The organism is Desulfococcus multivorans (genome assembly GCF_001854245.1).
In the GTDB taxonomy this organism is placed as follows: domain Bacteria; phylum Desulfobacterota; class Desulfobacteria; order Desulfobacterales; family Desulfococcaceae; genus Desulfococcus; species Desulfococcus multivorans.
Map to the genome: position 1 here is coordinate 4374687 of NZ_CP015381.1, position 19340 is coordinate 4394026.

The 19340-nt window shown below is 53.7% G+C and carries 15 protein-coding genes and 1 other RNA gene; 11 read left to right on the plus strand and 5 right to left on the minus strand.

Features of this window, described 5'->3' with window-relative positions; translation table 11 throughout:
* Positions 1-102 precede the first annotated feature (102 nt).
* Positions 103-1644: a dynamin family protein gene (locus tag dmul_RS19185; protein ID WP_020878352.1), complete on the plus strand. Its 1542-nt coding sequence runs from the start codon at positions 103-105 to the stop codon at positions 1642-1644.
* 39 nt (positions 1645-1683) lie between these two features.
* Entirely contained in the window at positions 1684-2664 is a 981-nt protein-coding gene (locus dmul_RS19190; protein ID WP_020878351.1) for a rhomboid family intramembrane serine protease, read from the plus strand.
* Here dmul_RS19190 and cls read toward each other — a convergent pair.
* Entirely contained in the window at positions 2655-4073 is a 1419-nt protein-coding gene (gene cls / locus dmul_RS19195) for a cardiolipin synthase (protein WP_040416486.1), read from the minus strand. The two genes, dmul_RS19190 and cls, sit on opposite strands and share 10 nt — an antisense overlap.
* A gap of 383 nt (positions 4074-4456) precedes the next feature.
* On the opposite strand from cls, the gene dfsP reads away from it, so the two are divergent.
* Both dfsP and dmul_RS19210 read left to right on the plus strand, forming a co-directional pair.
* Complete coding sequence (gene dfsP / locus dmul_RS19200) at positions 4457-5110, plus strand: DUF166 family (seleno)protein DfsP (protein WP_267461781.1); 654 nt, start codon at positions 4457-4459, stop codon at positions 5108-5110.
* A 532-nt stretch (positions 5111-5642) separates the two neighbouring features.
* Positions 5643-6254, plus strand: a complete 612-nt coding sequence (locus dmul_RS19210) for a hypothetical protein (RefSeq protein ID WP_020878348.1) — start codon at positions 5643-5645, stop codon at positions 6252-6254.
* 265 nt (positions 6255-6519) lie between these two features.
* Here the strand turns inward: dmul_RS19210 and ffs are convergent.
* Positions 6520-6762: signal recognition particle sRNA large type (gene ffs, locus dmul_RS19215), an RNA gene on the minus strand.
* A 384-nt stretch (positions 6763-7146) separates the two neighbouring features.
* On the opposite strand from ffs, the gene dmul_RS19220 reads away from it, so the two are divergent.
* The 5 genes from dmul_RS19220 (at position 7147) to dmul_RS19240 (ending at position 12743) form a co-directional block, all read left to right on the plus strand.
* Positions 7147-7551 (plus strand): DUF3568 family protein, encoded by a 405-nt coding sequence (locus tag dmul_RS19220; protein ID WP_144016537.1) that lies wholly within the window; start codon positions 7147-7149, stop codon positions 7549-7551.
* Positions 7526-8998, plus strand: a complete 1473-nt coding sequence (gene tilS / locus dmul_RS19225) for a tRNA lysidine(34) synthetase TilS (RefSeq protein WP_020878346.1) — start codon at positions 7526-7528, stop codon at positions 8996-8998. Before dmul_RS19220 ends, tilS begins: the two co-directional genes overlap by 26 nt.
* A gap of 62 nt (positions 8999-9060) precedes the next feature.
* The gene (gene ftsH, locus dmul_RS19230) at positions 9061-11007 is read left to right on the plus strand and encodes an ATP-dependent zinc metalloprotease FtsH (RefSeq protein WP_020878345.1); all 1947 of its coding nucleotides are present in this window, start codon (positions 9061-9063) and stop codon (positions 11005-11007) included.
* Between the two features lie 20 nt (positions 11008-11027).
* The gene (folP, locus tag dmul_RS19235) at positions 11028-11906 is read left to right on the plus strand and encodes a dihydropteroate synthase (protein ID WP_020878344.1); all 879 of its coding nucleotides are present in this window, start codon (positions 11028-11030) and stop codon (positions 11904-11906) included.
* Between the two features lie 69 nt (positions 11907-11975).
* Positions 11976-12743, plus strand: coding sequence for a tetratricopeptide repeat protein (locus dmul_RS19240; RefSeq protein ID WP_020878343.1), 768 nt, complete (start codon positions 11976-11978; stop codon positions 12741-12743).
* Positions 12744-12760: 17 nt separating this feature from the next.
* Here dmul_RS19240 and dmul_RS19245 read toward each other — a convergent pair whose 3' ends face one another.
* Complete coding sequence (locus tag dmul_RS19245) at positions 12761-13951, minus strand: trans-sulfuration enzyme family protein (RefSeq protein WP_020878342.1); 1191 nt, start codon at positions 13949-13951, stop codon at positions 12761-12763.
* Between the two features lie 709 nt (positions 13952-14660).
* Between dmul_RS19245 and dmul_RS19250 the strand changes: the two genes are divergently transcribed.
* Entirely contained in the window at positions 14661-17012 is a 2352-nt protein-coding gene (locus dmul_RS19250; RefSeq protein ID WP_234979172.1) for a vitamin B12-dependent ribonucleotide reductase, read from the plus strand.
* Positions 17013-17040: 28 nt separating this feature from the next.
* Here dmul_RS19250 and dmul_RS19255 read toward each other — a convergent pair whose 3' ends face one another.
* Both dmul_RS19255 and dmul_RS19260 read right to left on the minus strand, forming a co-directional pair.
* A complete protein-coding gene (locus dmul_RS19255) occupies positions 17041-17895 on the minus strand; it encodes a sulfite exporter TauE/SafE family protein (protein WP_020878340.1) in 855 nt (284 codons plus the stop codon).
* A 114-nt stretch (positions 17896-18009) separates the two neighbouring features.
* The gene (locus dmul_RS19260; protein WP_020878339.1) at positions 18010-18453 is read right to left on the minus strand and encodes an Hsp20/alpha crystallin family protein; all 444 of its coding nucleotides are present in this window, start codon (positions 18451-18453) and stop codon (positions 18010-18012) included.
* 275 nt (positions 18454-18728) lie between these two features.
* Here dmul_RS19260 and dmul_RS19265 point away from each other — a divergent pair, with 275 nt between their 5' ends.
* Complete coding sequence (locus dmul_RS19265; protein WP_020878338.1) at positions 18729-19334, plus strand: hypothetical protein; 606 nt, start codon at positions 18729-18731, stop codon at positions 19332-19334.
* The last annotated feature ends 6 nt before the right edge of the window (positions 19335-19340 follow it).

A 19340-nucleotide genomic window follows, 5' to 3' on the forward strand; every position in this document is an offset into this window, starting at 1 on the left:
AATAGACCGAAGACTTGATCAGAGCGGGGGCGATACAAACAGATGCACCGCCAAAATCGATTTGAGAGGAGCTTGGGTCCGCGTCATCCCCAGAGATCGGTAATGCTCCCCGAACGGCAAGGTCGAGACGCAATAGCGCACCGTTTAAATGTCCTGATCACGCTCGTTCGAGCCGCCAGGTTCTTCGACATCGAAGCCCGGGCGAAGGTCGAAAAGGAACTTTTGCTGGGCGGCATCAGCCGTATCGCTGTCGTCGGCGAAGCGGCTTCCGGAAAGTCGACTTTCATCAACCGAAAAGTGCTTTCGGAAGACATTCTCCCCATGACGGGCGGCACCGCCGTCCCCGTAGAGATCCACAACAGTCCTGACAGGCGTATGGAGATCATCCCCTATGTCGAACGTTCAAATTTCCCCATGACGGGAAACGGAATGAAATCAGGGGGGATGACCGGTTTGCAGGTATGCGAAGGCCCTGCCGTTATCATCGCCGATCCGACACCGGCGGATGTAATGCGTCATGTGTCGGGATCAACCCTTGAAGCACGAGAACGCCTCGCCGAGACCACCGCTCGGGTCAGAATTTTCCTGGATACATCCGCGCCGACGGGCCTGATCCTGGTAGACACCCCCGGCATTGGTCCCGTGAACCGTGCAACCGTCGCCACCCGCTATCGCATTCTTCCCGGTTGCGACGACATTTTCTTTCTGCCCTTGGATAGAGTGCTTTCATCGGCCGAACGAGCGTTTCTCGATAGTCCGGCACTGACGGGGCGTCGGATCAGATCATTGCTCCCCGGCGCCGGGTGGTCCCGACAAGACAGCGACGAGAGCTCGTCGTGGTCGGTGGCGGCCCACGACCGACGGTTCACTTTTGCCGTTCGTGCCGAACCGGTGATCCGTCACCAGGCGTTCCTGGCCCGAACCCGTTGTGATGCGGAAATGAGCGCGCGGCGGAAGTCCGCGACGGAATGCAGACGCATCGAGACCGAGATCGGCATCCTGGAAACAGAAATCCGTATTGAAGCGGCGAAGCAACTGTCCCGTCTGAACGTCGACCTCACAGCCCTGAAGACCCGGATGTCGGAAGTGATCGAACGAAAGATCACGACCGCCGCGGAAGGCATTTCCCTCCCGGTCCTGACCACACTGGAATCGGCCGTAGCCGGCTGCACGGCGGAAACGATGGCGGCAATTCAATCCCTTGCCAAACAATACGAATCGAAAAGCCGGGAACTCCTCGCCCCCTGGAACGTTCTGATCCAACGCGAACTCGGCGTCGTCACCGTGCCGGGGGAGCACAGGGGATTTCATGCCCGGGTCCTGGCCGCGATCGCTCTGGCGCGAATAAACCCTTACAGCATTCTCGCGGATATTCTGCCTGGGATGCTGACCTGCAAACCTGCCGTCATCGTCCACCGACTGGAGGCGATCGCAATGGATGTGCCTCGTCGCGTGGAAAGCGTTTTCCGCCCGGTCGAGGAGCTCTTTCCGGCGGAATGGAATGACGAAATAAACGGTCGAATGAACACCGTTCGTCAAGGGATTTCCGCGGCCAGACGCGGGCCCATGGAATTCGAACGGGAGTCTCTGCTCAGAACGATCCGGACAAAACTCCATGCGATCGCAAGAAAAAACAGGTTGTAACCGGGAAGCGAACGAAAAAACAGCGAAGAGGAGTGATCGATGATTCCCATTCGAGATATCAACCCGTCAAGAACCGTTCCGATGGTCAATTATGCCATCATCGGGGTCAACGTGTTCGTATTTCTGACCGAGCTTTTTCAGGGCGGCGACATGGCCCGCTTCATTTATTATTATGGTTTGGTCCCCGCCCGTTATTCCGTTCCTGAGATCGCCTCATACTTCAGCTTCGGGCAGCAGATCTTCTCATTCTTCTCTTTCATGTTTCTTCACGGCGGCTTTCTTCACATCCTGGGAAACATGTGGTTTCTCTATATCTTCGGCGACAACGTGGAAGATCATCTGGGCCCTTACCGGTATTTGGCCTTCTATCTCCTCTGCGGCATATCGTCGGGCCTTTCTCACATGCTCCTCAACATCCATTCGAACGTCCCGGTCGTCGGTGCCAGCGGCGCCATTGCCGGCGTCATGGGAGCCTACCTGATTCTCTATCCCCGATCCCGTGTCCTGACCCTGGTTCCTATCATCATTATTCCTTTTTTCTTTGAACTGCCGGCTTTCATCTTCATGGGCATCTGGTTTCTGATTCAGTTCCTCAATGCGGCGGGCAGTTTCGGCAACGCCACGGACATCGCCTGGTGGGCACACATCGGGGGGTTTCTCTTCGGCATCCTGTTCCTGCGGCTATTGGGGAGAGTTCCGTCTACCGGCGTCACCCATTTCACCCGGCAACTGGCTGAACGGAAAACCACCCATCGCCTCCAGGTCATTCGGCCCACCGGTCCCGTGGAAGACCAGAACCTTTACGGCACCATTCTGATCACCCCTCACGAAGCGCTTCGGGGTACCCAAAAGGTCGTCAACATTCCGTGGGGGTTTCACAACCAAATGATTCGCGTTACGGTTCCTCCCAACACCCGGGAAGGAAATATTCTCAGGCTCGACGGCATGGGCAAGCGGATGCCCGACGGACGACGAGGGGATCTGATGCTCACGGTCAGATTCGAGGCCTATCACAGGTAAGGCGTGAACAGCCAGGAAAACGAATCGCGAAGCTTGAGAGCAAGAGGCCTGGCCACCATCTCCTCGAGTGTGATCTCCCGAGCCTTCTCGAGTTGATGTTCGAAATGCGGCAGCAAGTCCTGAGCTACGCTGCGACCGTAGATTTCAACCATGAGCTCGAAATTGAGGCGAAGACTCCGGGTATCGAGATTGGCGGAACCGATCTGAGCATAATGATGGTCGATGATGATCAGCTTGGTGTGGACAAATGGGGGGGGTTGAAAAAAGATACCAACCCCCCGCTCCAGCAGATCGGGAATCAGCCTCATGGAAGCCCAGTGAACGAAGGGAAGGTTGTTTTTTTCAGGCAGCAGAATCCGAACCGCCACCCCTTTGAGAGCGGCGGCTTGCAGGGCGCCGATAAGCTCTGACGACGGCAGGAAATACGGGGTCATGATGGAGATGGACTTGCGGGCGAAGGAGACGGCGCAAAGCAGCAGCATTTCCAGCCGGTCGATATGGATATTCGGACCGTCCACAACAACGCGACAGATCGTATTGCCCGTATTGAATGAATGAACGGGGCCGGGAGTAAGTTGCTCACCGGTAGCAAAGCGCCAATCCTCAAGAAAGGCATGCTCGATCTGGCCGGCGATGGGACCGGTAAGCCGGAAATGGAGATCGATAACCGGGTGTCGATTTTCCGTCTTGTTGACCAGGTGCCCGTCGCGAATGTTCATGCCGCCGACAAAGGCAACCTTTCCATCGACGACCAGAATCTTCCGATGATTACGAAGATTGATTCGAAATGTCGGAGGATAAAGCCTGGGCGGCAGGAAGCGGGCGAATCGAATCCCCCGCTTGGCGAGAAGCCTGCCCGCCCGTGGAATACTGTACCACTCCCCCACCCCGTCGATGATTACCCGGACGTCGACCCCGCGTTCCCGAGCATGAGTCAAGGCGTCGACAAAGATCCGTCCCGTCGAACGGGTCTCAAAAATATAGGTGCTCAGGTAAATGTATTTTTCAGCTTGTTCAATCGCCGAAATCATACTCGGATATGTTTCCTCGCCGTTCACAAGAGGCGTAATCATATTTCCGGCGATAAGGGGCCTCCGATTGACGGCATCCGACATCCGGACAATCTCATCCAGAGGAGGGGGGATCTGAAATGCCATAATTTGCCGCTGGTCCCGCATTTCATGCTCGATCTTGAACGGCGAATTCACCTCCAGCTTTCTCGCCCGAGAGCGGATGCGGTTGACCCCGAAAAAAAAATAACAGACAGGGCCGGCCAAAGGAAATGTCAGACAGATAACAAACCACCCCAGAGCGGAGCGAGAGTCCTTCTTGAAAAGAAGAGCATGCCCGGCCGCAGGAATTGCGAGAACCGCATATATCAGCAGAAACCATCCATCAATCATAGGCATCTAAAAAACCATATCTTGAAAATTAGCAAGAAAAATCTGAGGTCGCCGTCCGGACCGGGTCTGAAACACCGCATCCGCCGGAGGAGGGCCGGTGCCCGCGAGGAATTGCAATCTCCGCGTCATTATGATACCGATCGGCAGAGGTGAGGTCTACATTGAACTCAACTTTCGACTTTCATAAGCCGTATCTATCCGGTCAACATCATGAAAGTCGAAAGTTGAGATTGAATTTTAAAAACGTCTATACAATCCGACGGAAAACGGTGCTGCCATCGGTAAACCGGCGCCCGAAATGCGTGATCCGTCCGCTCTAAAACAGCCTTGAATTTTTGCCCATTTCAGGACTACGGGAAACCCCGACGGCAAGGGAAAGGATACTGGCTATGGCCTGTGATGAACAGCAGCGAATTGTCGTATTTCAGCAGCATGCCTCCGGTGCCGGTAAAATTCGAGGTATCAGACTATATGGAGGTGGGCAGTTCAAAATTCAGACGATCTCCATTGACGACGACCTTCCCCCGATATTGGACGAGACGGACCGTTACTTTCCGAAGACCCTTTACGCGGATCTGGTCCTGAATTATCTCAACCATCCGGATCTGTCCTGTGATCTTGTGGAAAAATGCATAGCACAGGGGATTCCGGTAGTGGTTCCCGGCAAGAAAGGGGGCTTGAAGGGCGTCTATACCGCCCCCACCTGATGCGGTCTTACCCGGCAGGTCGGCCTGGGACGTTATGGTGAACACTTTGGTCTACCCGAGTACAGCATCGAAATTTGCCGCGAAAAAATCGCAGACATAAAGGTTGTCCGCGGCGCCCCTTGTGGCGCGACATGGCAGGCAGCCCGGCGGATTATCGGACTCGATGTATCGGCGGCCGTGACACGCATCGGCCTGGAGGCTCAGTTTTTCTGTATCGCGGATCCGGCCGCTTGGGATCCGATCTATGGACACAGCCCCGTCCATTATGCCGGAGAATTCCACATTGCCGCCGTCCGTCGTGCACTCAAGGGATTGAAATCAAAGAGCGTTGGGTGATGCCGTCAAGCATTCGGCAGGAGATCGTTTTCAACAGCGGTGATGATAGTCGCTTAAGGCCCATATACGGCTTTTTTTGAAAGCCTTTCTCGGAAAAATAAACCCACAGACAAAAACAAACACAGAATGATGCGAGATCATCTTTTTGATTTTCTTGTAAAAATTAAATATTTTTTTGACAAGGCCATGACTTTAAATTATATTCCAGAATTCCGTCTCGCCAGGGTTGGTATTCCAGCTCCCTGAAAGGAGAAATTTATAACCTCCCGCACTATAGGGCAATCGACCATCTTTCATGAAGAAACACCTCGTGGCAGAAGATCGGGCCCGAAAGGCATGCCGAATCGCTGCTTCGTCGGCCACGTTTTCCCGGCCACCCTGAACGCTCAAATGAAACCGAATCACAGGCGATTCCGGAAAAAATACCTTGGATGGCATAGCCGCCCCGCATTCCGGACATTCCCGCCAAATCGGTAGGGTAAGAGAAGAGAAGAGAAGAGAAGAGACAACATACCAGGGAAAGGAAGGAAAAATGAATGATTTTTTGAAAAGCCTCCGCTCCAACAGCAAGGACAAACGCTACGATCGCAATGACCGTAATGAAAGGCCGAATCGCCGGCAATACGGGAACGGCAACTACGGGAACTCGGCCTACAGCGGCAATCCCCAGTACAAGAACGACAGAAATAACGGCAATCTCAGAAAACCCCACAGACCTTTTGAGGACAACAGGATGTCCCTCTTGCTGGAAGAGGCCCTACCCGAAATCAAAGAGGCCGTATCGCGCCTGGCGAATGCAGGCGAACGGCTGGTCGCAGCGGAAGAACGCAAAGCCAACGCCATGGAAAGGCTCTCAAATGCGCTTCAGGAACTCCTCCTGGGCGGTTCTCCCCTTGCGGTTTCACGAAACGAGCCCCCCGGCATCGATGCCGCGTCGGCCGCAGCAGCACACGACAACGCACAAAAGCCGACCAACAACGTAACAAGAGAAGCCGTTCTCGACATCATTCTGACGATGCGCGAAGAAGGTGCTACCTACGGCAAGATCGCCGACCATCTGGAATCGGAAAATATCCCGACATTCTCCAGGAAAGGAAAGTGGCATGCCCAGACCATTCATCGGGTATGCCGGGAATGCGCCTGAATTCACATCCGTACCGATCGATTAAACGGCACTTGGTCGCGTCTTGCGAAAGCCACCACAAGACCGGCGATGTTCAACCCTCGCTCCTGTGTGATTTCAAGGAAAGCGATTCCGCAAAATGATGTTTACTCAACTGTCGACTTTCATGATGGTGACCGGATAGCGGTGCCGGTAGGATACGGCCTATGAAAGTCGACAGTTGGGATGTTTGAAAAAAATGTTTCAGGGGATGGTGGGATTCAATGAAGCGGCGAGCTGAAAGCGGTTGTGCACCCCCTGGTCGAATCTTTTCCTTTCAACACGCCACAGATTGACCGGGATCGATCCGCGACACAGACGCCATCACTTATTGCTGCTTCCTTCCGGACCTGACAAGGTTCGTGAGTGTCTGTTGCGCGGCGGCCGGTCAAAGCGGCACGTATCGGGGACAAGATCCTCGAGGGGGAATTCAGCCCCGCATAAAGCGGATTTCGGGTAGAGGGCACCGCTAGCTCCCCGCCTAGCACAACCACCTTTTTATACTCGAAATGATTTTGTTAATCAAGTGAAAAGATGTTTTCTTCTCTCCGCCGTCCGGATCCAACCCTTTATAAAGCGCCGAATGGGGGTTTTTCTGTTGACACCGCTCTCACCGCATCGTAAAAGTATATTTTTTACAGACAGATAGTACCAAACCGAAAAACAGGGATACACTCCCCATGCCCAGACATTCTTCAGCCCTGATCAGAAAACGTCCAAGGCTGCCCGGGCACCTCAAAACCGGCGTTCCCCTGACATGCCGAACGGTGGGAGAATCGTGCGCCCCAGGTTCTGAAGCGATTCGACAGGGACAGACCTTTCGGATCTCCGCATCGAAGAAGCAACGGCGGTGGATGAGAGAAAGGTAAAAACCGTGAAACAGCACAACGCCATGCAGTCCTTGAAAATGGTCATTTCGATGCTCATCAGCTGTCAAACCATCATCGGCTGTGCCTTTTTTGTTACCGGCGCGGTTGTTGGCGCGGGGGCCTACACTTACGTCAACGGAGAGCTGAAACGTTCATATCAGGCAGCCTATGAGCAAACCGTCCAGGCTTCCCTGTCCGCCATGAAAGAGATGAACATCGAGGTGATATCCATCGAAAAGCAGGGGTTGACAACAACTATAGAAGGAAACATCAACGGAAAACCTGTCGTAACCCGCATCTCCAGAATGGATGTCAACATTTCCGAGGTCGCGGTTCGCTCCGGCTATGTGGGGGTATGGGATAAAAATTTTTCCACTGCGGTTCATGAAAAAATCGCCCTTCACCTGTGATCATAACCTGATTCAAACTGTCGTTAAAACCATTGTCCGGCATGATATGCTCACGCCGGGAGATGTTGTTCTGGTGGGTGTTTCAGGTGGTCCGGATTCCGTCGCCCTTCTTCATGTCCTGGTCCGGATAGCTGAACGATTGTCATTCTCCATCGGCGTGGCGCACCTCAATCACGGACTCCGCGGCGGGGCTTCCGACGGAGACGCCCGATTCGTGGCTGAGATCGCCGATGCACTTCATCTACCCTGCCACTCCGCGCGTCGGGAGGTAGCGGCTTATCGGCGGACCCGAAAACTTTCACCTGAAGAGGCGGCTCGCAGTGCGCGGTATGAATTCTTCGAGGACACTGCCGTAAGCCATGGATACAACAAGATCGCACTCGGTCATCATGCCGACGACAATGCAGAACTCGTCATGATGTACCTTCTCCGAGGCAGCGGACCCGCAGGCATCGCAGGGATACCGCCCGTCCGGGACGGTCGTTATGTAAGACCGATGTCAAATGTCAGCCGACGACAAATCATCGCTTTTCTATCGAAAAACGGGATTGGATACCGCATCGATGGGTCCAACGCCGATGTGCGCTTTACGAGAAATCGCATCCGACATCGGTTGATCCCAATGCTTCAAAAGGACTACAATCCAAGGATTTCCCACACCCTGAATCGCCTGGCTGACATCCTCAGGGCCGAAGAGGAATGGCTGGATCCCCTTGTCCGGGAAATGTTCGAGCGTTGTCGGTTGAAGGGAAGTGTCGATTCCGTCGTCCTTTCCGTGCCGGAGCTCGACAGGATCGGATTGGCACCCCGGCGGCGGATAATCCGCATGGCTATTTCGAGGATCAAAGGTGATCTTCGGCGAATCGAGCTGGCGCATATCGACCGGGTGTCGGTGGAGATGCTGGCGGTCTCTTCCGTGCGGACAAAGACCATCCACCTGCCGGATCGGATCAGGGTAACCCGGACGGATGCAGCGCTTTGCATCTGCCGTGAATCGGTCCCGCTCCGGCGAATGTCCCTGTCATCATCGCCCCCGGATTACGACTATCAGGTAGCCGACGTTCCAACCCATCGGAAACCGACAGAACTCCGGATCGCGGAGATCGGTGGGCGGTTGCAGTTTTCAATGGCGTCCGTCGAAGACGTGGACGGCTGGCGAAAGACATCTCCAGATACCGCATTTTTCGACATGGCAGCGATCCATTTTCCTTTGACCGTCAGGAATTTCAGACCCGGTGACCGGTTCACCCCGCTGGGATTTTCAGGAACACAGAAGTTGAAAGCATTTTTCATCAACAACAAGATCCCCGTCGCGTTACGTCGGCAATGTCCCCTGTTGTTGAGCGATGAAAAGATTATCTGGGTCGTGGGGCACAGGATCGCCGAAAAGGCCAAAGTCGTCGCATCCAGCAAAAACCTGCTTAAGGTACAACTTTTGCTTGCCTAATTTGCAATGATGGTTAGAATAGTTCAATTGTACCCATAATTACGTTGAGGAGGGATTTTTCCTTGAACCCGTTTTACAAAAATTTGGCTTTGTGGCTGGTCATCACCCTGATGATGATCATGCTCTATAACTTGTTCAATCAACAGAATCTGGCCGAAACCAACGTCAGCTACACCGAATTTTTGGGAATGGTTAATGCGGGCGAGGTTTCGGAAGTGACCATACAGGGACAGGAAATCGTCGTCACGGATAGAAACCGAAAACGTTTCAAGGTCTACGCACCCGAGGACAACGACCTGATCCGCAGGCTGGAAAACAAGGATGTCGTTATCAAGGCCAGGCCTCCGGCTGAATCTCCCTGGTACATGACAGTCCTCGTTTCCTGGTTTCCCATGATGATCCTGATCGGGGTATGGATATTCTTCATGCGCCAGATGCAGTCAGGAGGCGGAAAGGCGATGTCCTTCGGGAAAAGCCGTGCCCGCCTGATGACGGACCAGTCGGCCAAGGTAACCTTCGACGATGTTGCCGGCATTGACGAGGCCAAGGAGGAGTTGGGAGAGATTGTCGAATTCCTTAAGGATCCGAAAAAATTCACTCGACTGGGTGGACGGATCCCCAAAGGCGTTCTGCTTATGGGACCTCCGGGAACAGGCAAAACACTTCTTGGACGGGCCATTGCCGGTGAGGCCGGCGTACCGTTTTTCAGTATCAGTGGATCGGACTTCGTCGAGATGTTCGTGGGTGTAGGGGCCTCCCGCGTTCGGGACCTGTTTCTCCAGGGCAAAAAAAATGCACCCTGCATCATCTTCATCGACGAGATTGACGCCGTAGGGCGACACCGCGGCGCCGGTCTTGGCGGCGGCCATGATGAACGGGAGCAGACCCTTAACCAGCTTCTGGTGGAAATGGACGGTTTCGAGTCCAATGAAGGCGTCATTCTGGTGTCTGCCACCAACCGCCCCGACGTTCTGGATCCGGCTTTGATGCGACCGGGGCGTTTCGACCGTCAGGTGGTGGTCTCCCTTCCGGATGTCAGAGGTCGGGAAAAGATACTCAAAGTACACATGAAAAAAACCCTCATCGCAAACGATGTAGATCCCGTGACCCTCGCCAAGGGCACGCCCGGATTTTCAGGGGCCGATCTGGAAAACCTGGTCAACGAGGCAGCCCTTTACGCTGCCAAACGGGATGCGGAAAAGGTCGCCATGGTCGATTTCGAGGAAGCCAAGGACAAGGTCTACATGGGGCTCGCGCGAAAATCCAAGGTTATCAAGGACGAAGACCGAAAGGTGACGGCCTACCATGAAGGCGGACACGCCCTCGTAGCCCGCTTTATGCCCCATACCAGCGTCGTGAACAAAATTACGATTATTCCCCGCGGTCGGGCCGCGGGCGTGACGTGGTTTCTACCGGAGGAACAAGACTTCAAATACAAGGATCAGCTGGAAAGCGAATTGGCCGTGGCCTTCGGCGGCCGGGCCGCGGAGGAAATTATCTTCAAGCGGATCAGCACGGGAGCCTCCAATGACATCAAACAAGCCACCGAAATAGCCCAGAACATGATTCGGGCCTGGGGGATGAGCGAAAAACTGGGCCCCCTCTCGTACGCCAAGGGAGAAGAGCAGGTTTTCCTCGGTCGGGAGATCGCCCAGCATCGAGACTACTCCGAAGAGACGGCTCGGCTCATTGACAGTGAAGTATCCGCCCTCATCAACGGCGCCTACCAACAAGCACGTAAGGTCCTCGAGGAAAACATGGACATTCTGCATAAGCTTGCGGAACTTTTGTTGGAAAAGGAAACCGTTATGGGATCTGAACTGAACGACCTGATCCTGACGATGCGCCCCGGCATCCGCCTCCCGTCGTTTCATCCTTCACCGGAAAACAAAGACGATGCCGATGACGCCTCTGCCGATGAATCCGACACCCTGAAACAAAAGTCGGACACTCCGGACGATGTGTCCGACTCCGGCAACGATGATCCCGAGCGACGCGGCAAGCATTAGTCGTCCATAGAAAGAATCTCATGAAACACTATACGTTAACCCTGAAAAACCGTCAGATGGAATTGGGAGAGCGGACCTGCATTATGGGAATTCTCAACATTACCCCAAATTCCTTCTCTGACGGCGGGCGTTTTTTCGACACTGAAACCGCCTTGGCCCATGCGGAGCAGATGGCCCGTTCAGGGGCCGATATCATCGACATCGGCGGGGAGTCCACCCGGCCTTTTTCCGATCCTGTTTCCCCTGAAGAAGAGATCAAACGGGTTGTACCGGTCATCGAGAAGCTTTCCGAACGCATCGATATCCCCATCTCCATCGACACCACCAAGGCGTCGGTGGCCCGCCAGGCCATTGCAGCCGGAGCCGCCGTCATCAACGATATTTCCGGTCTTCGCCTGGATCCGGAAATTGCCGAGGTTGCGGCACAGTATGGCGCACCCCTGATTCTGATGCACATGAAGGGAACGCCCAAAACCATGCAGGCACATCCGCATTACGACGACCTGATCGGCGAAATCGGGGAGTTTCTCGAAAACGCCATTGCAAAGGCACGAGCCGCCGGTGTTCCCCAAAACCGCATCATCGCCGATCCGGGGATCGGATTCGGAAAGACACTGTCCCACAACCTCTGCCTGATCAACCGTCTGAACGCTTTTGAACGCCTGGATGTACCGATCCTGGTAGGCTCTTCCCGAAAATCTTTTATCCGCAGCCTCCTCAGAAAGAACGATCAGCCGGATATCGATCCGGCCCACCCTCGGGTGGAAACCGGCACCCAGGCCACCGTGGCGGCCGCTATCCTGAGGGGCGCACACATCGTTAGAGTCCACGATGTGGAAAATACCGTCGTTACCGCGAGAATCATCGATGCCATACGAAACGTTTCCGACAACCCATGAGGCTTTCGCCCCGTCCGCACCCGGATCACGCCGGGGATACCGCTGACGCCCTATGATGAGAACGAGGACATGACCAGCAGAAAACGGATCGGGATGATCATCATTCTGATGATCGCCGTCATGGTTTCTTGTGCGCCAGGGAACAAGGTGTTGACGAATCGCCGGGCAGAGGCTTCCAGGGATCTGGGAGAGGCCTACATGCAGGAAGGAAACTACTCCGCCGCCCTGAGAGAACTTCTCAAAGCTGAAAAGGCTTTGCCGGCGGACCCTTTTGTCAAGAACGATCTGGGCCTGGTCTATCTCGCCAAGGAACGGCCCGAAACGGCCGTCAACTACTTCAAGAAAGCCATCGCCCTCAATCCTGATTACGCACCGGCACGAAACAACCTCGGTACGGCCTATCTCGCCCTTAAGGACTGGGATGCGGCCATCAAGACGCTGACGGTGCTGACGGATGACCTTCTCTATGCATCCCCCCATCTCCCTCTCTACAACCTGGGCCAAGCCTATTACAACAAGCGGAATTTTACCACGGCCCTCAAATATTATCAGGAGGCTTTGGAGCGAAACCCTCAATTCGTTCTGGCCTATCGCGGTATGGGCCAGACATACATGGTTATGAACCAGTTTCCCAAGGCCATCGAAAACTTTGAAAAGGGTCTGGAGATCGCGCCGCGGTTTCCGCCGCTCTATCTCAATCTTGCCGAGGCTTACCAGGCGGCCCGAAATCGCCGGGCGGCCGTCGAAACATACCAGAAAGTGATCGCCCTCTTCCCCCATACGGAATACGCCGAAGCAGCCCGGAAAAGACTCGCGAACGAACGCGAACCGATATGACATAGAAAGGATAGACGTCAGGAAATACCGTCCAGGGCCTGCTTGAGATCGCCCATGATGTCATCGGGGTGTTCGAGGCCGACGGATAGACGGATGAGTCCGTCCGAGATGCCCGCCAGTCGTCTCTCTGCCGGGGAATAAACGGCGTGGGTCATGGAGGCGGGATGTTGGATGAGGGTTTCACAATCCCCCAGGCTCACCGCAAGAGTACATAAGGTTACGGTGTTCATCACCGTCTTTCCGGCAGGAATCCCACCGCGCACCTCGAACGCAATCATGCCCCCATACTTTTTCATCTGCCGCCGGGCAACCATATGCCCCGGATGGGTGGGCAGACCCGGGTAGAAAACCGCCGCCACCCGGGGATGAGAAGAGAGACGTTCTGCGATGGTGAAAGCGCTGTCGCTATGACGCGCCATCCGGAGGGCCAATGTCTTGATCCCTCTCAGGATCAACCATGCGTTGAATGGACTCATGACCGGTCCGAAATGCTTCATGTAGGATGCCTTGATATGCCGAATCATTCGATCGCTTCCCACAATGACCCCTCCGATGAGATCCCCGTGGCCGCCCAGATATTTCGTGGCGGAATGAATCACCAGGTCCGCTCCCAGAGCGAGAGGATGCTGCAGGTAAGGCGAGGCGAACGTATTGTCGACGACGAGTGGGATCCCATGAAACCCGGCCACGTCTGCCCATAAGGAGATGTCAATGATGTCGAGGGTCGGGTTTGCGGGAGTTTCAACATAGAGAAATCGGGTTTTGGCATCTATTCGCTGCTCGATCTCTTCTCGGATACCGCTTAGCCGGGGTGAAATGAAACGGGCACGGATATCGAACCGCGCCAGGTCGGTATTGAACAGCGCGAAGGTTCCGCCGTACACGGTGCTGCAGGAGACAAAATTATCGCCGGGAGCTGCCAGGGTCATCGCCACGGCGGCAACGGCAGCCATGCCCGAAGCCGTGGCTGCCGAAGACTCCCCACCTTCAAGGACAGCGATTTTTCTTTCCAGAAGATCTACGGTAGGATTGCCGAGACGGGTATATATGTATCCGTCACGCTTTCCTGAAAAAAGGTCGGCACCCTGATCCACATCCTGAAATTTGAAGGTGGAAGTCATATGAATCGGGGGAACAAGATCAAGGGACGTGACAGGTTCCGCATGAATCCCGTGAACGATTTCCGTCTCTCTGGTGAGTTTTTTCATCCGAAAGGCTCCTTTTTCTATAGGTCCCAGGAATTGGGAAAACAGTCTTCCACAGGCAGTTGTCCGAGATTGGTGCTGTCGAAGGATCAATCCAGGTTCATTATTGACAGGCCGCAGTCTCTTTTTCAAGCCATTCATGCGGCTTCATTCACTCCGGGTCTGCTTTTCCCGGCCGAACGATTGGGAGCGGGCCACCGGGTCTCTCGTGTCTTTTTGCTGCAGATTTAACGGCTTATCGTTTTTAACATTTTCTCAATATGTAGTGGAACAAAATGTATTGACATACAATATATTGTGTCATATTGTTCATATTATATAGAATAAATCATAAAATCAACATTACAGGCCAGACCTCGAAATCCCCTATGAATGATCGTGTTGAGCGACACATGTTGATAATTCCTAAAGATTCCGAGCGCTGTTCAGATGCCGTCGCTTCAAGTCGAATGTTTTCCCATCGCTCGGATCGTTGCGAGCCTCCCGTTAAAAGACAAGATCTCCTGCTCGAAAACCGGTAAGCACCGATCCGCAATCGATTACGGATCCAAACAGCTGACCCAGAATCCCAATGGAGAAAATTGGCATGTCACAAATCCGTAAAATTTTAGTGACTGAAAAAGAACGGTTGATATTGAATACCCACCTATGGGATGACCGTCAATTTTCAGACATCTTTGTTCGTCACAACCCCGTCACCAGGGATCAAGCCGTGAGTATCAGTCGCTTTCTGCGGGAGGTGATCGGGAAGATGGAAGAGGAAACCATTCCCCTGCCGCTCATCGACGAGATGATCCGGGAAAAAGCCATGTTATTGGGGTATCCGCATGTTTCTCCTTTAAAATTGGATAATGCCATGTTTCAAAACAACGGACCGATAATTTCCGGCAATGCAAAAGTGGTCCTGGAAAGGCGGTATCTGAGGAAAAACGATCAGGGGGATCCCATCGAGACGCCGACGGACATGTTTCGCAGGGTCGCTCATCATGTTGCCCAAGCGGAAATGCGTTACGGCGGTTCTGAGACCGCAGCGGAAATGGAAGCCATCTTCTACAGCATGATGACGGAGTTTCGGTTTCTGCCCAATTCACCCACCCTCATGAACGCCGGCCGCAGGCTCGGACAGTTGGCCGCCTGCTTTGTCCTTCCGGTGGAGGACAGCATGGAAGGGATATTCGATGCACTCAAGCATGCCGCCATCATTCACAAATCGGGCGGCGGCACCGGTTTTTCCTTTTCACGGTTGCGTCCGAAAAACAGTCGTGTGGGAACTACCGGCGGCGTGGCGTCAGGGCCTGTCTCCTTCATGAAGGTTTTCAACACCGCCACGGAACAGGTAAAACAGGGCGGCACCCGGCGGGGCGCTAACATGGCTATCCTTCGGGTCGACCATCCGGATATTCTGGAATTCATCCAATGCAAAGAAAAAGACAGTGATCTCAACAACTTCAACATATCTGTCGGCATTACGGATGCGTTCATGGATGCCCTGAAAAAAGGGTCCGACTATGATCTCATCGATCCTCGGGAAAAGCGGATTACAAAAAAACTCTCAAGCATCGAGGTCTTTGATACCCTCGTTTATCACGCCTGGAAAAATGGTGATCCGGGGATTGTTTTTCTCGATCGGATCAACCGGGACAATCCCACGCCCGCTCTTGGCGAAATCGAAAGCACCAACCCCTGCGGCGAACAGCCTCTGCTGCCTATGGAATCCTGTAATCTGGGTTCTGTCAACCTTGCCAAATTCGTTATGGAGAAAGAGGGCGCAGCCGTCATCGATTTCGAAGGGCTGTCACAAACGATCTACCATGCAATCCGCTTTCTCGACGATGTGATCGACATGTCCCTTTATCCGATACCCGAAATTGAGCGAATGGTCAAAGGCAACCGCAAAATCGGCCTCGGAGTTATGGGGTTTGCCGATATGCTCTACCAGCTGGAAATTCCCTACAACAGCGAAAAGGGCATAGAGACCGCCGAAACCCTGATGAAATTCTTCCAGGACACCGCTCATGATGCGTCGAGGGCGTTGGCCGAGACTCGGGGAACCTTTGAAAACTTCGAGCAAAGCGTTTACAAGGATCGAGAGGGCTGCGCCTATCGGAACGCAACCACGACAACCATAGCCCCCACCGGAACGCTCAGCATCATCGCCGGATGCTCTTCGGGTATCGAACCGCTCTTTGCCCTGAGCTTCACCAGAACCATCATGGACAACGACGAGATGATCGAGGTCAACCCTGTTTTTGAGGCAACGGCCAGGACCAGGGGATTCTACAGTCTCGAACTGATGAAAATGATTGCCCGGAAAGGCGGCATCCAGGGCCTGGGTAATATTCCCGAAGACGTCAAGCGAGTCTTCGTCACGGCTCACGACATCACGCCGGAATGGCATGTCCGCATGCAGGCCGCTTTTCAGAAATACACGGACAACGCCGTTTCGAAAACCGTCAATTTGCATAGGAACGCCGAAGTGGCCGATGTGATAAAGGTCTACAATCTGGCCTACGACCTCGGCTGCAAGGGTGTCACTATCTACCGGGACGGCAGCAAGGACAGACAGGTATTGTCCGTCAACAAAAACGAAACGAAGGCCAAACCCGTCGTCAAGGAGCGACCCGAAACGCTTGAGGGCTTTACAACGAAAATCAAAACCGGGCTGGGTGATCTCTATGTGACGGTTACGGAAATGGATGGACAACCCTTTGAGGTTTTTGCGACCATCGGCAAATCCGGTCGGTCCACCACGGCCAAAACCGAGGCCATCGGCCGTCTGATCTCCCTCGCCTTCAGATCGGGCATCAAGGTGGAAAAGGTGGTGGAACAGCTCAAGGGCATCGGCGGTGAGCATCCTATCTTCCAGAAGGGTGGGATTGTCCGCTCCATCCCCGATGCCATCAGCCAGATTCTGGAGAAGCGCTATCTGGCAGGCAAAAATAACGGGACCCACGATGTCGCCAATGACATCATGGGAACCTCATGCCCCGAATGCGGAGAGCCCCTCAGTTTTGAGGAAGGTTGCATGCTTTGCCACTTCTGTGGTTACAGTAAATGCGGTTAAGCCGAACGCGACGCGGTCTTACCGGGCATCAGAGAATGCTCCAGAGCATCCGCGTCGCCACCAGCAACAACAGGACAGCGAAGATTCTCTTCAACCGGGCCACCGGCAGGCTATGGGCCAGTCGGACCCCCAGGGGCGCGGTTATTACGCTGGCACAGACCAAACCGACGAGGGCGGGCAGATAGACATACCCAAGGGCATATGAAGGAAGGCCGGAAGCTCCCCAACCGTTATAGATGTATCCCGCCGTTCCGGCAACAGCGATAGGAAAACCAATAGCTGCGGAGGTCCCGATGGCATGGTGTACGGTCATATTGCACCAGATCATGAACGGAACGGACAGCGTCCCGCCTCCGATACCCACCAGGCTCGATACAGCACCGATCACGCTGCCCACGCCGAACATTCCGAGACTGCCGGGAAGCTGTCGGGAGCCCTTGGGCTTTCGGCCCGTCAGCATCTGAATCGCCACATAATAGAGGAACACGACGAAGAACCCCTTGAGAAACCCCGTGGACAAGCGAGCGGCGATGCACGTGCCCAGGAAGGTGCCGACGAGAATCCCGAGAACGATGCGTCGAACGACTACCCAGTGAACCGCTCCCCGCTTATGGTGCGCCCAGAAACTCGACACCGCCGTGAACACGATGCTGGCCATGGAGGTACCCAGAGCCAGATGCATTATCAGGTCGCTCGGCATCTTCTGCCAGGTGAAACAGAACACCAGCATGGGAACGATGACCAGGCCCCCGCCGATCCCGAGAAGCCCGGCTAAAACCCCCGCCACTGCGCCCATCGCCGTATACAGCAGAACAATCGAATACATCTCATCCTTTCTGAACAGATCGTCTTCCATGTGGTTTACAGGGCCGATATCACACATGAAAACACCACGCAACCGCTATCTTCGAAACGGGAAGCGCACGGGCGCACAGACAAAAGAGCACCGGGTACCGATTCCCCGGTGCTCATGCGTTGCGATGTATAGCGTATTCCGTCAGTGCACCTTGATCTGTTTAGGCTTTTTCTCCTCCGGTCTTGGAATACTGACGGTCAGTATCCCGTTCTTGAACTCAGCCGTAATATTCTCGGACGCGACGCCCTCGGGAAGGGAAAACGAACGCTGGAAGCTGCCAAAAACCCGCTCCTTTCGGTGATACCGCTTTTCTTTGACCTCCGTTTCACTGCATCGCTCACCTCTCACGGTCAGAATACCGTCCTTTACGTCTATGGTGATATCCTCTTTCTTCATACCGGGCAGTTCCGCTTTCACCACATAGGCATCATCGGTTTCGTACACATCCACAGCAGGAAGCCACCGACCATTCGTCAGTTCCGAATCATCGTAGCGAGCGGGGAAGGCCGTGTCGCCGAGCATCCGATACAGACTCTTACCTAAAAGCCTCACGTCGTTCCATGGATTCCATCTGACCAGTTGCATAACTTATCCTCCTTGTCATCATTATTTTGACGGGTTGATACTATTTTTGAATGATGTTATTTTATCATTGGGTTTGACTTTAATTTAGTGTCAAAATGATCAATGTCAATTTATATTTTAACTTTTTTTGCACATTATTATTTTATCAATCAATAATAAGTAATACACCAAAACAGATAAAAACATAACCGGGGAATAAGAATTATGCAACTATCGAAACAGGACTATGACAATCGGATGATTTAAAGTAATATGCAGATGGAAAGGAATGAATCATGAAGAAAAATGATGATGATCATATCCGTATTTCTCTGCCGGGAGCCAACGCATCGGATCTCAGGGGAAAACAATCGGTCCGGGCGACCTTCAAGTTGACTGAAGATGCCATCAATACCATCAGCATCGTCTCGATTCATCTGGGCATCAAACAGAAATCCCTCTTTGATCACCTGATTGAAGATATAAACGCTCTGGAAACGATCGCTCAGGAGATCGAACCCCGTGAGTTCAACCATCAGCAGCGAATTCAAAAAACTTTTGTTCTCAGTCGAAAAACACTCATGTCTCTTGAAAAGGTCTGCCGGAATTTCAATGCTCCCCGGGACATCCTGGTGGAATATTCAATCCAGCGTTTGTTACCGGTGATTATCCGGGAGCAGGAACGGCATCGACGGCGAAAGGAAATTCTGAAGGAATTGGAGGCGTTTCTCCGTCAGGGACAACAGATCCTGGAAAAATCGAAACACCTGCTCGGTGACGAGGACATGGTTTATGATCGCCTCGAACGGATGATGGGTGCCTGTACGACCACCTATGAACATGTGGCGGATTACATCGAACGGGGCAAGGTCATAGAGACGTTCAAAATCGATTCGGATTGAATTCCC

Excerpts from the sequence above, each read along its gene's own strand:
- tilS (WP_020878346.1), top strand. The coding sequence starts at position 7,526 with ATGAAAAAATCGCCCTTCACCTGTGATCATAACCTGATTCAAACTGTC.
- dmul_RS19210 (WP_020878348.1), top strand. The coding sequence starts at position 5,643 with ATGAATGATTTTTTGAAAAGCCTCCGCTCCAACAGCAAGGACAAACGC.
- dmul_RS19265 (WP_020878338.1), top strand. The coding sequence starts at position 18,729 with ATGAAGAAAAATGATGATGATCATATCCGTATTTCTCTGCCGGGAGCC.
- dmul_RS19260 (WP_020878339.1), bottom strand. The coding sequence starts at position 18,453 with ATGCAACTGGTCAGATGGAATCCATGGAACGACGTGAGGCTTTTAGGT.
- cls (WP_040416486.1), bottom strand. The coding sequence starts at position 4,073 with ATGCCTATGATTGATGGATGGTTTCTGCTGATATATGCGGTTCTCGCA.
- folP (WP_020878344.1), top strand. The coding sequence starts at position 11,028 with ATGAAACACTATACGTTAACCCTGAAAAACCGTCAGATGGAATTGGGA.
- dmul_RS19255 (WP_020878340.1), bottom strand. The coding sequence starts at position 17,895 with ATGTGTGATATCGGCCCTGTAAACCACATGGAAGACGATCTGTTCAGA.
- dmul_RS19245 (WP_020878342.1), bottom strand. The coding sequence starts at position 13,951 with ATGAAAAAACTCACCAGAGAGACGGAAATCGTTCACGGGATTCATGCG.
- dmul_RS19240 (WP_020878343.1), top strand. The coding sequence starts at position 11,976 with ATGACCAGCAGAAAACGGATCGGGATGATCATCATTCTGATGATCGCC.
- dmul_RS19190 (WP_020878351.1), top strand. The coding sequence starts at position 1,684 with ATGATTCCCATTCGAGATATCAACCCGTCAAGAACCGTTCCGATGGTC.
- dmul_RS19185 (WP_020878352.1), top strand. The coding sequence starts at position 103 with ATGCTCCCCGAACGGCAAGGTCGAGACGCAATAGCGCACCGTTTAAAT.